This window comes from Allosphingosinicella sp., assembly GCF_036387215.1.
Taxonomy (GTDB): domain Bacteria; phylum Pseudomonadota; class Alphaproteobacteria; order Sphingomonadales; family Sphingomonadaceae; genus Allosphingosinicella.
This window is the reverse complement of the sequence record NZ_DASVUE010000011.1, coordinates 1-9,883: the sequence shown is the minus strand read 5'-3', so window position 1 is coordinate 9,883 and position 9,883 is coordinate 1. Positions and strand designations below refer to the sequence as shown.

At 66.9% G+C, this 9,883-nt stretch carries 10 protein-coding genes; 6 read left to right on the top strand and 4 right to left on the bottom strand.

Features of this window, described 5'->3' with window-relative positions:
• The coding region (locus VF662_RS00455) for a nitrilase-related carbon-nitrogen hydrolase (protein ID WP_464136381.1) at window positions 1-1,420 on the top strand (1,420 nt) is incomplete at its 5' end.
• Between the two features lie 295 nt (window positions 1,421-1,715).
• Window positions 1,716-2,195, top strand: a complete 480-nt coding sequence (locus VF662_RS00450; protein WP_464136379.1) for a hypothetical protein — start codon at window positions 1,716-1,718, stop codon at window positions 2,193-2,195.
• An 87-nt stretch (window positions 2,196-2,282) separates the two neighbouring features.
• Here the strand turns inward: VF662_RS00450 and VF662_RS00445 are convergent, their stop codons facing one another.
• Window positions 2,283-5,345, bottom strand: a complete 3,063-nt coding sequence (locus tag VF662_RS00445) for a TonB-dependent receptor plug domain-containing protein (RefSeq protein ID WP_464136376.1) — start codon at window positions 5,343-5,345, stop codon at window positions 2,283-2,285.
• 623 nt (window positions 5,346-5,968) lie between these two features.
• Between VF662_RS00445 and VF662_RS00440 the strand changes: the two genes are divergently transcribed.
• Complete coding sequence (locus VF662_RS00440; RefSeq protein ID WP_464136375.1) at window positions 5,969-6,229, top strand: hypothetical protein; 261 nt, start codon at window positions 5,969-5,971, stop codon at window positions 6,227-6,229.
• A gap of 56 nt (window positions 6,230-6,285) precedes the next feature.
• Window positions 6,286-7,257: a peptidylprolyl isomerase gene (locus VF662_RS00435; RefSeq protein ID WP_464136372.1), complete on the top strand. Its 972-nt coding sequence runs from the start codon at window positions 6,286-6,288 to the stop codon at window positions 7,255-7,257.
• A 159-nt stretch (window positions 7,258-7,416) separates the two neighbouring features.
• Here VF662_RS00435 and VF662_RS00430 read toward each other — a convergent pair whose 3' ends face one another.
• The 3 genes from VF662_RS00430 to VF662_RS00420 form a co-directional block, all read right to left on the bottom strand.
• Complete coding sequence (locus VF662_RS00430) at window positions 7,417-7,686, bottom strand: hypothetical protein (RefSeq protein ID WP_464136370.1); 270 nt, start codon at window positions 7,684-7,686, stop codon at window positions 7,417-7,419.
• 274 nt (window positions 7,687-7,960) lie between these two features.
• Window positions 7,961-8,140: a hypothetical protein gene (locus VF662_RS00425; RefSeq protein WP_464136368.1), complete on the bottom strand. Its 180-nt coding sequence runs from the start codon at window positions 8,138-8,140 to the stop codon at window positions 7,961-7,963.
• 122 nt (window positions 8,141-8,262) lie between these two features.
• Entirely contained in the window at window positions 8,263-8,640 is a 378-nt protein-coding gene (locus VF662_RS00420; protein WP_464136366.1) for a response regulator, read from the bottom strand.
• 224 nt (window positions 8,641-8,864) lie between these two features.
• On the opposite strand from VF662_RS00420, the gene VF662_RS00415 reads away from it, so the two are divergent.
• Together VF662_RS00415 and VF662_RS00410 are read left to right on the top strand one after the other, a co-directional pair.
• Complete coding sequence (locus VF662_RS00415; RefSeq protein WP_464136364.1) at window positions 8,865-9,506, top strand: Crp/Fnr family transcriptional regulator; 642 nt, start codon at window positions 8,865-8,867, stop codon at window positions 9,504-9,506.
• The coding region (locus tag VF662_RS00410) for a PAS domain-containing protein (RefSeq protein WP_464136363.1) at window positions 9,499-9,883 on the top strand (385 nt) is incomplete at its 3' end. The genes VF662_RS00415 and VF662_RS00410, both read left to right, overlap by 8 nt.

Below are 9,883 nucleotides of genomic sequence, written 5' to 3'. Positions count from 1 at the left end.
GGTGGTTGCGCTCGCGCTGCTCGGGGGCGCGTTGCTGGCGCTCGGCTATGCCAATCATCCGCTCTGGTGGGCGGCGTGGCTTGCGCCGGCGCCGGCGGTGGCGGCGGTGCTGCTTGCGCCGGCGCGGCTGCGGCTGCCGGTCGGTGTCGTCGTCGGGCTGCTGTCGGGCGCCTTGAGCTTCGGTTACCACGTCATGACGGGGTCGGTGACGGCCGCAGTCGTCATCGCTATCGCCTATGCTGTTGGCTGGGGCGGCATTTTGCGGCTCGCGGCCTCAGCTGCCGAGCGCTGGCCTGCATTGATCGCATCGCTCGTGCTGCCGGTATCCTGGGCGGCGATCGACACGCTGCTCATCCACCTCTCGCCGCATGGGAGCGTCGGCAGCCTCGCTTACTCGCAGGCGGGCGTGTTGCCGGTCTTGCAGGTCGCGAGCCTTGGGGGAGTGCCGGCCGTGACCTTCGTCCTGCTGCTGCCCGGCAGCCTTGCGGGACTGGCGCTGGCGGGGTGGCTCGGGGGTGCGGGGCCGCGCGGGCTCTCCCGAGCGGCGGTGCTCACGGGCGTGGTCGTCGCGGGCGCGCTGCTGTTCGGGTGGTGGCGGCTCGATGCCGTGCCCCGGGGATCCGGCGCGCAGGTGGCGATGATCGCCTCCGACCGGCGGGCACCGGGCGGCGGGACGTGGGAGCGGTTGGCCGCCGATTATGGGGGCGCAATCGACCGCGCGGCGCGGCCGGGCGTCACGGTGCTGCTGCCCGAGGCCGTGCTTCGCACCGATCTGGCTGGGGCGGAGCGGGCCTCACGGCGCTTGGCGGCGATCGCTCGGGAGCGGCGCGCCACGCTGGTCGCGGGGGTCGTTGTGGAGGAAGGGGAGAAGGTCACCAACCGAGCGCTCGTCGCCACCCCGGATGGGCACAGTGCATGGTACGTCAAGCGGCACCTCGGGCCGGGACTGGAAGGCGGTCGCACGCCGGGCAACCGCAACCTGCTCGTCGCCTCCCCGGCCCCGGGCACCGGCGTCGCGATCTGCAAGGACATGCATTTCCCGACGCTCGGCCGATCCTACGCCCGGGACGGAGCGCGCCTGATGCTGGTGCTGGCGTACGATTTCGAGGTGGACGACAAAATGATGGCGGCCGTGACCGCGGTGCGCGGCATCGAGGGCGGCTATGCGATCGCGCGGGCCGCGCGGCGCGGCCTGAGCTTCGTCAGCGACCCCTATGGCCGCGTCGTCGCCGAGCGCCGCAGCGGTGCGGCGACCGGCACGCTCCTAGCGCGCGTGCCGCCGGCGCTTTCCGCGCCGACGCTCTATGCCCGGATCGGCGACCTGTTCGGCTGGACGTGCGTCGCGGCCTGGCTCGGGCTGATGCTCGCGACGCGTCGCCGCCGCCACGGCCGGCCGGCGATGGTGGCCGCAACCTCCTGATCGCTTCAGCCCCGACTGGCGTGCCTCCGGCGGAAGCATCAAATCGGCCCGTCCCCCGGACGCGCAGCCTCTACGGCCATTGGCGTGCCTCCGGCGGAAGCATCAAATCGGCCCGTCCCCCGGACGCGCCGATTTGATGCTTTCCTATTCCTAACCAACTAGGTTATCATCCGCGACTCGGGAGGACGGGACGGGGTGAGGGATGCGGTACAGGCGTGACGGGTTTACGGCGTCTAAGCGGAGGAAGTTCTTAAAGACGCTGGCGAAGACCGGGTGCATTTCGGATGCGGCGAAGGTGGCGCGGATCTCGACCACCACCGTCGACCGGTGGCGGAACAAGGATGCGCGGTTCGCGGCGCTTTGCGACGCCGCGATCGACAAGGCCGGCGGCCATATCGAGACGCTCGCCTGGGAGCGGGCGGTGACCGGGATCGAGGAGACGGTGATCCATTACGGCAAGGTGGTGGGCACCCGCATCAAGCGCTCGGATTCGATCTTCCGGATGCTGCTGATGGCCTCGAACCGCAAGAAATACGGGCGGATGGGGGCGGTGCGGCGGAAGGAGATCGAGCGGGAGGTGAGGCGCAGGATCGAAGAGGAGGTGCGCGCCGAGCTGCGGCCGCGGGTCGCCTCAAACGAGGAGGTGGAGCAGGCGCTGGCGAAGCGGCTGGCGGCGTTCAGCACGCGCGTGCGGGCGAAGGCGGCCGAGGAGGGGCGGGACGGGCCGCCTCCGCCGGACGAAGGGCAGGCGGGGCCCGGAGCGAGCCCGGAGTGAAGCGGAGCGCAGGCGCTGCCGCCTTTCGAAGCCAAAAAAAAGCGGCTCCCGAAGGAGCCGCCGAGGTAGGTTCGGTTTTTTCGATGCTCAGAACTTGAAGGTCGCACCCGCGCGGAAGCTCCGGCCCACCAGGCCCGGGATGTGCCAGGATGCCAGGTAGTTCGGCTGCGTCGTGTAGAGCACGTTCGCGTAGAGCGGCGCGTGCGCGTTGGTGATGTTGTTGACCATCAGGTAGAAGCTGAAGTCCTCGTTCACGTCGTAGGTCGCGTTCACGTCCGCGTAGACGAAGCGGCGGATCTTGCAGAAGCTGTTCCCGCCGGAAGCGTCCTTGTAGAGCGTGGCGGCGCAGGACGTGTCCAGATTGCCCTGGTCGGTCGCGACCCCCTTCATCTTGCCCACATAGTAGGTGGTCGCAGTCAGCATGAACTTGCCGAAATCGAGCGTGTTCTGCCAGTTGCCGCGCCACTTCGGAGTGCCGCCTCCCGAGGAGAGGTCGGCCGGGCCGACGGTGCCGGTGAAGCGCTGCACCTGGCCGCTGTCGAGGTGGCGGTTGAACTTCAGGGTCTCCTGAAGGTCGAGCCGGCTCCGCAGGCGAAGGCCCTGGGTGATCGGGACGTTCGCAGCGGCGGTGAACTGCAGACCCGAGACGATGTCGTAGTTCGCATTCACGTAAGGCGCATTGAGCACCAGCAGGCGCGGCAGCGCGTTGAGCGCTGAGGGATCGGCACCGTCGATGACGTTGCACGAATAACCGGGAGCGACCGTGGCAAGTGCCGCGCAACCCGCCGCCGATGCCGCCGCAGCCGAGGCGAAGGTCTGGCCCGACACGGAGTAGTAGGCATCGATAGCGGCGCCCGACAGCGGACCGGTCACGATCAGGTTCGACTTCTTCACGTGGAAATAGTCGGCGGTGAAGGTGAACCAGCGGGTCGGCTCGAAAATGGCGCCGAGCGCGTAGCTCTTCGCGGTTTCGGGCTCGATGTCCGGATTGCCGACGTAGCCGCGACCGATCGAATAATTGGCATAATAGCCGGCATTCGCGGCGTGAGCGGCCCTGAACGCGGGGATGTTACCCGGGTTGAAACCCACGAAGCCCGAGAAGGAGCTGAGCGGGTTCGATTCCGCGAAGGTCGGTGCGCGGAAGCCCTCCGAATAGGAGCCGCGGATCGAAAGCTGCCTGATCGGCTGGAACTTGAACGTGGCCTTGGGCGAGAAGTGGCTGAACCCTTCCGAATAGTGGTCGTAGCGGCCCGAAGCCGTGACTTCCAGCATGTCCAGGATCGGTGCGTTCACTTCGAAGAACGCCGCCCACACGTCGCGATTGCCGTAGGCCTGCGCAGTCGAAAGCCCAGGTACGTCGAGGTTGGGGTTGGCGCTGCGGTTGGTCAGCTTTTCCTTGCGATACTGGCCGCTGACGGCGAGCTGAAGGGGGCCGCCGGGCAGTTCGAACAGCGGACGGCTGACCGAGCCGTCGACCGTGAACTCGCTCGAGTGCGAGAGCGACGTGATCGGCGGAAGCACCGAATCGCGGACCGCCTGCGAGTTCTGGCTCGGATCCCTGAAGTTGTACGATCCCGTGTTGATCGCTTTGACCAGGCCGTTCAGGTTGGCAAAGCCCGTCTGGGTCAGATCGAGGTTGTCACGCGAGTAGCCGACGTCGAGGCGCCAATCCCACGTGTCTGCGATCGAGCCGCGCAGCCCGCCGGTGATGCGGTAGAGCTCGTTGATGCGGACCGAGCCCGCCTTCACGTCGCCGAAGGAATAATAGATGCGCGCAGCGCCATTGGCCGGATCGTTGGCGAAGGCAGCCGCGAACGGGTTGTTCGGGTTGAGCTGGCGGTCCGCCGCGGTGGCGCAGTTGACACCTGACGAGCAGATATAGACCGGCAGCACGATGCCCGGGTTGGAGGTCGAGGTGCTCGGCGACCCGCCGAACGCCTGATTCTGCCGAATACCGCGCGGAAGCAGGGTGATGTCGACCTTGTTGTGCGAATAGCTGCCTTCCAGATAGCCCTCGATGGCGTCGGAAACGCGGTAGCTGAGCCGGGCAACGCCCGCGTAGCGCTCCTGCGGGGGCAGGATCTGGACATATTCCCTGGTCAGGTCGTGGGCGCATGCCGTGCCGACGCGGGCCGAAGTATTCTCCGAGAAGGTGCCGAAGGGGCAATTCGCAAGCGGCGTGAGCGAGACGAAAAGCGCCGGCGTGGTGGCGTTGGCAACGGAGCCCGCGAGCGGATTGTTGAGATCGGTCTGGCGCACCCGGGTGACCACCGCGTTCGGGGTCGGCGTGGTCAAGGTGTCGTCGGCGCGGTTGTTGTCGACGCCGCCGATCGGACGGAGGTCGAGCGTGTTGAACGGGAAGCCGCGCGAATTCGCGGTGATCTTGCCGTTCTTCTCGTATTCGCCGCCGATGTAGAAGTTCCAGCCCTGGCTGGCATAGTCGCCGATGCCGGCGAGCAGGCGCAGGCGGTACTTCTCGCCGTCGCCCTTCTGGGTCACGCCGGCTTCGGCGCCGGCTTCGATGCCGTTATACTGGCGGCGCGTGATGATGTTGACCACGCCGCCGATCGCGTCCGCACCGTAGAGCGACGAGGCGCCGTCCTTCAGGACCTCGATCCGCTCGACGTTCACCTGCGGGATGCTGGTGAGATCGGCGTAGGAATTGTGACCGTCGTCGCTGAGCGGGTAGTTGGCCGAGCGCAGGCCGTTCACCAGCAGAAGGGTCGAGGACACGCCGAGGTTGCGCAGCGACACGGCCGAGCCACCCGCCGAGAACCCGCTGGTGAAGCCGACGCCGATCGACCCGGCGCCGTCGGCAGCGGCCTGACGCACGGCGTCGGCCGTGTTGGTGATGCCCGCGAGCGCCAGCGATTCGTTGGTGATCACCGTGATCGGCAGTGCGGTTTCGGAATGGTCGCGCCGAAGCAGCGAACCGGTGACCACGATCTCTTCGCCCTGACCCTGGTCGGTTGCGTCCTGAGCGGTGGCCGGATCCGTCGTCTGGACGCTCTGATCCTGGGTGGCGCCGCCGGACTGCGGGCCCTGAGCGTCCTGCGCGGCGGCGGGGCTCGCGATCAGGCCGAGCGCGAGGGCGAGAGGCGCGGCGCCGCGGCGCAGGCGCGCGAGATTCGAAAGACGTGCCGAATTCATGTCAGATTCCCCATAAAAACACCGCCTCGCTGCGGTGAAAACAACGGCACGCGAGCCCCCCGGTGCCTTCTCCAAAATCGTGTCGCTGACGCTTGCATTTGTAAAGTGTGGCAGCACGATCCGAGGCTGACTGTTACCGTATTGCTACAGTAGATCAGTGCCCAATGCCGGGTCCACGGATGGCGCACAGCGCCGGTGCGGCGGAACGATCCGCTTCAACCTCAGAGATTTTGTCAAGCAATTACGACACTTAGCACCTCCCGTTCTCACCACCCGGCCATTGCGCAAGGGCGGCAGAGATCGTTTTCGTCGAGATCGCCGCGATGTTCGCCGCAGAGGTGGCAGATGCCGGTTCGATCCGATTCCGAGCGGGTGCCGCCGGCAAGCAGGTCGCGGAGCCTTGCGATCAGGGATCCGAGTCGGCCGTGAGGTAGAGAGGTGCCTGGCCTGCGGCGGCTCATGGTGCTTCTCGCGCTGCTTGAAGCTGCTGCTTAGCCCGGCTCCGCCGCACTTCCGGAGGCGAAGAAGGTCCGGAATGGACCGATCGCCGGACGGGGGAACCCGCCGCCGGTCCGGCGATTGAGCAGGCGGCACGGCAAGAGGAGTATGGCGTGACGACAAGAATGAAGCTCATCCTGGCCGCGGCGGGCGCGCTGGCGCTCGGTGCGTGCGGCGGGAAGGGCGACGACAAGGCCGCGAGCGACGTCGAGCAGGCGTTCGAGAACAAGGCCGACGCGCTCGACCGGGCAGCGGACAATGCTTCCGGCGCCACCGAGGAGCGGCTCGAGGACCAGGCCGAGGTCTATCGGCGCACCGGCGAAGCCGCCGCCGAAGCGATCGACGACGTCGATCTCAACAGCCAGGCGAGCACCAACGGCCAGTAGGCCGCTTGCCCATCGAGGGCTGCTGCTCCAGAAAAGGCGCGAAAAGGGGATCCGAAATGCGCCTTGCCACTGTTTCCGCGCTCGCCTGTGCCCTCGCCCTGGCGAGCGCGTGCACCACTTCGACGGCGCCGAGGGCCGCAGGAGCGGGGGAGGCCGCGCCTTCCGCCCGCTACACCTTTTGGCGCCCCGCGGCCGTGCTCGAGGCGAAGGAACCGGCGGAGGTGATCAAGTCCTCCACGCCCGCTGACTGGCGGCCGATCGAGCCCGAGAACCTCATGATCATGGAGCTCGCCAATGGCGGGCAAGTCGCGATCGAGCTGGTCGGCGACTTCGCGCCGATCCACGTCGCCAACATCAAGGCCCTTGCCCGCGGCGGCTGGTGGAACCCGGCCAGCGTCTACCGCGTGCAGGAGAATTACGTCGTCCAGTGGGGCCTGAACGAGAGCGACAAGCCGTTTCCGGCGAGTGTCGTGAAGCTTCCGCCGGCGGAATATGACCGGGGCCTGGCCGGGCTCGACGTTCGGCCGCTCGGCTATCCCGACAGCTATGCGCCGATGGTGGGCCATGCCGGCGGCTGGCCGATCGGTTACGATCCGGAGAATGGCCGCGCCTGGCTGGCGCATTGCTACGGAATGGTGGGCGTGGGGCGGGACCTTCATCCGGATACGGGAAGCGGCGGCGAGCTCTACGCCGTCACCGGACACGCGCCGCGCCAGCTCGACAAGAATATCGCCCTCGTCGGCCGCGTCGTCGAAGGTCTGGAGCGGCTGACTGCGCATCCGCGCGGCACCGAGGCGCTCGGCTTCATCAAGGATCCGAAGGACCAGATCCCGATCCGGCGCATCGTGCTTGCCGCCGACATGCCCGCCGCGTCGCGCCCCGCCTTCGAAGTGATGCGCACAGATACCGAGACGTTCAGCGCCTATGTGACCGGTCGTGCCAATCGCGCCGGCACCTTCTTCCGGGTGCCGGCCGGGGGCGTCGACGTCTGCAACGTCAACGTGCCGGTGCGGCGGCGGGCGAGCTGATCTTTCGGGGCGCCCCGGAAGTACCGCTTCATGGGCACATGAAAAACGCCGGCTCCTCGCGTAAACGGAGCCGGCGCTCATCGAGGCGGCCGGTTTGAGCGTGGGCGCGCCTCGGACCTTGTGCCGCTATTCAGGCGGTGGAGCCGTCAGGCCGCCGCGTCAGGCGGCGAAGGCATGCTCCGGAGCGCCGAAGACCGGGCGGCGGATGGTGCGGACGATCTGGCCGCCGGCGACCAGCGAGGCGCTCTCGAGCGGAAGCGCGGTCGTGCAGAAGGCGCATTCGGCCATGGTGCGGCCGACATACCAGTGGGTGTGACCGCAGCCGGGGCAGTGGTTCACCTGCTCCTCGCGGTACATGATGTGGTAGCCGCGATCCGCGGCCTTGGGAACGATGCACCCGCCCCGCGCTTCCAGAATACTCGTCGCCATACCCGGCTCCTTTCGAACAACTTGGAGACACAACGAGCGTGGCCGTCGAACGGTTTCATGGCGCCGAGATGAACGAGGGGGAGTGCCCCAGCGCCGCCGCCTAGCTTCCCCTCGGCGAGGCTCGCAAAGCCGCAGCGGCGAAACGTTTACTCCGCGCGGCGGGCGGGGCGCGTAAATTCCGGGCGACAGCCAAAAAAAGAGCGTGCCTCCCCTGGGCGAGGGGGCACGCTCAACGCAGCCGTGGAGGAGTGGGCTTTGAGGCTGCGCGGGATCTTCAGACGCGGGCGGCGTTCATCGAAGCTGCGCCCTGGCCGGCGCGCAGCCTTTCCGAGTGCAGCCTGGAGAGGCCGAGATGCGCGTTGGCGGCGGCGGCCGAAGTCGCCTGCCGGGCAAGGTCCAGCTCCGCCTGCGCGCGGCGGGCATGGAATTCGAGATCAAGATGCGGACTGACCATCCCTATATTCCCCATTGTCAGTGTGTGAGGAGGATGATGAGGGATCTGCCGGAGACACGCATTTAAATGCGTTAACTTGCCGGTAAACTTCTGATTCACCTATGTTTTGCCGGCGCTTCAACTCAGCTGCGAGTGAGGATCGCGGGGATTGCGGCGCAGACTTCGTCCGGGTTGAAGGGCTTTTCGACTCGCGGCACGCCGGTGAAGCGATCGGGCAGCGAGGCGCTGTTGTAGCCGGTGGCGATCAGGAACGGGACGCCGGCCTCCTCCAGCCGGTCGGCGACCGGAAACGCCATGTCCCCGCGCAGGTTGATGTCCAGGATCGCGCAGTCGAACCGTTCCCGCTCCACCGCGTCCTGAGCCTCCCGGAGGCTGCCCACCGGGCCCACCACCTCCGCCCCCTCCCGACGAAGCGCGGAGGCGAGATCTTCCGCCAGGAAATATTCGTCCTCGACGATGAGGATCCGCAAGTTCGAGAAATCCCCCGACACGAGGCTCATTGCTCCCAATTTGTCCGGCGCGCGGCGGCGCCAATCTTTAGTGCCTTGGCGAAGCTTGAAATAACCTATTTAAGCGTTGCCGCAAACTCGGCGCGCTACATACAGCCAATACAGGACCACAACGATTGGGCAGCCCCCTGGCACTCCGGCTCCAAGCTTTCACCAAGCTATCCCGAGAAGATCTTGCAAGCATCGAGCGCGCCTCCCGCAAGGGGACGCGGGAGGTGGGCGCGCGCCGCGACCTTATTCGGGAAGGAGACGAGCCCAAGAGCGTGTTCCTGGTGCTGGACGGCTGGGCCTGCCGCTACAAGCAGCTGCCGGACGGGCGGCGCCAGATCGTCGGGCTCTTCATCCCCGGCGATATCTGCGATCTCAACGTCTACATCCTGAAAGAGATGGACCATTCGATCGGCGCGATCACCAATCTGAAGGTGGCGGAGATCGGGCGCGACGATTTCGAGCAGCTGATGCAGGCCAACCCGCGCGTGATGCAGGCCTTGTTCTGGGACGAGCTCGTCACCGTCTCGGTGCAGCGCGAGTGGACCCTGAACGTCGGCCAGCGCACCGCTTACGAGCGCATCTCGCATCTGTTCGTGGAGCTGTTCCTGCGGCTGAAGGCGGTCGGGCTTGCCGACGGCAACAGCTGCGACCTGCCGCTGACGCAGGTGGACATCGCCGATGCGAGCGGCCTCACGGCAGTGCACGTGAACCGCACCCTCCAGGAGCTTCGCAAGGAGGGGCTGATCGAGCTTCAGGGCCGCAAGCTCGTCATCCCGGATCTGACGGCGCTGAAGAACGCCGCCTTGTTCAACGACAATTACCTGCATCTCAATCGGGAGGGCGCGCATTTAGACGCCAATGACTGAGGCAGACCCCGTCACGGCTCCGAAAGATCCCGGCAAGGCGCCGGGCACCTTCGTCGATGCTCCGATCGGAGACATTCTCGAGAGCGTCTCGGATGCCTTCTACGCGGTCGACCGGGACTGGCGCTTCACCTACCTCAACCGCAAGGCGGAGGAATGGTGGGGGCGCCGGCGCGAGGAGCTGCTCGGCAAGGTCTATTGGGAGGAGTTCCCGGTCGCGGTCGGATCGGAGCCTTACCAGGCGCATTTGAGGGCCGCGGAGACGCGCGAAGTCGTGAGGCTGGAGGCGATGTCGCCGATCCTCGGCAAGTGGGTCGACATCAGCATCTATCCAACGGGCGATGGCGGGCTCTCCGTCTACTTCCGCGACATCAGCGAGA

Bases quoted from the DNA above. Each gene is read 5' to 3' on its own strand.
- VF662_RS00445 (WP_464136376.1), bottom strand. From the start codon at position 5,345: ATGAATTCGGCACGTCTTTCGAATCTCGCGCGCCTGCGCCGCGGCGCC.
- VF662_RS00440 (WP_464136375.1), top strand. From the start codon at position 5,969: ATGAAGCTCATCCTGGCCGCGGCGGGCGCGCTGGCGCTCGGTGCGTGC.
- VF662_RS00435 (WP_464136372.1), top strand. From the start codon at position 6,286: ATGCGCCTTGCCACTGTTTCCGCGCTCGCCTGTGCCCTCGCCCTGGCG.
- VF662_RS00430 (WP_464136370.1), bottom strand. From the start codon at position 7,686: ATGGCGACGAGTATTCTGGAAGCGCGGGGCGGGTGCATCGTTCCCAAG.
- VF662_RS00425 (WP_464136368.1), bottom strand. From the start codon at position 8,140: ATGGTCAGTCCGCATCTTGATCTCGAATTCCATGCCCGCCGCGCGCAG.
- VF662_RS00420 (WP_464136366.1), bottom strand. From the start codon at position 8,640: ATGAGCCTCGTGTCGGGGGATTTCTCGAACTTGCGGATCCTCATCGTC.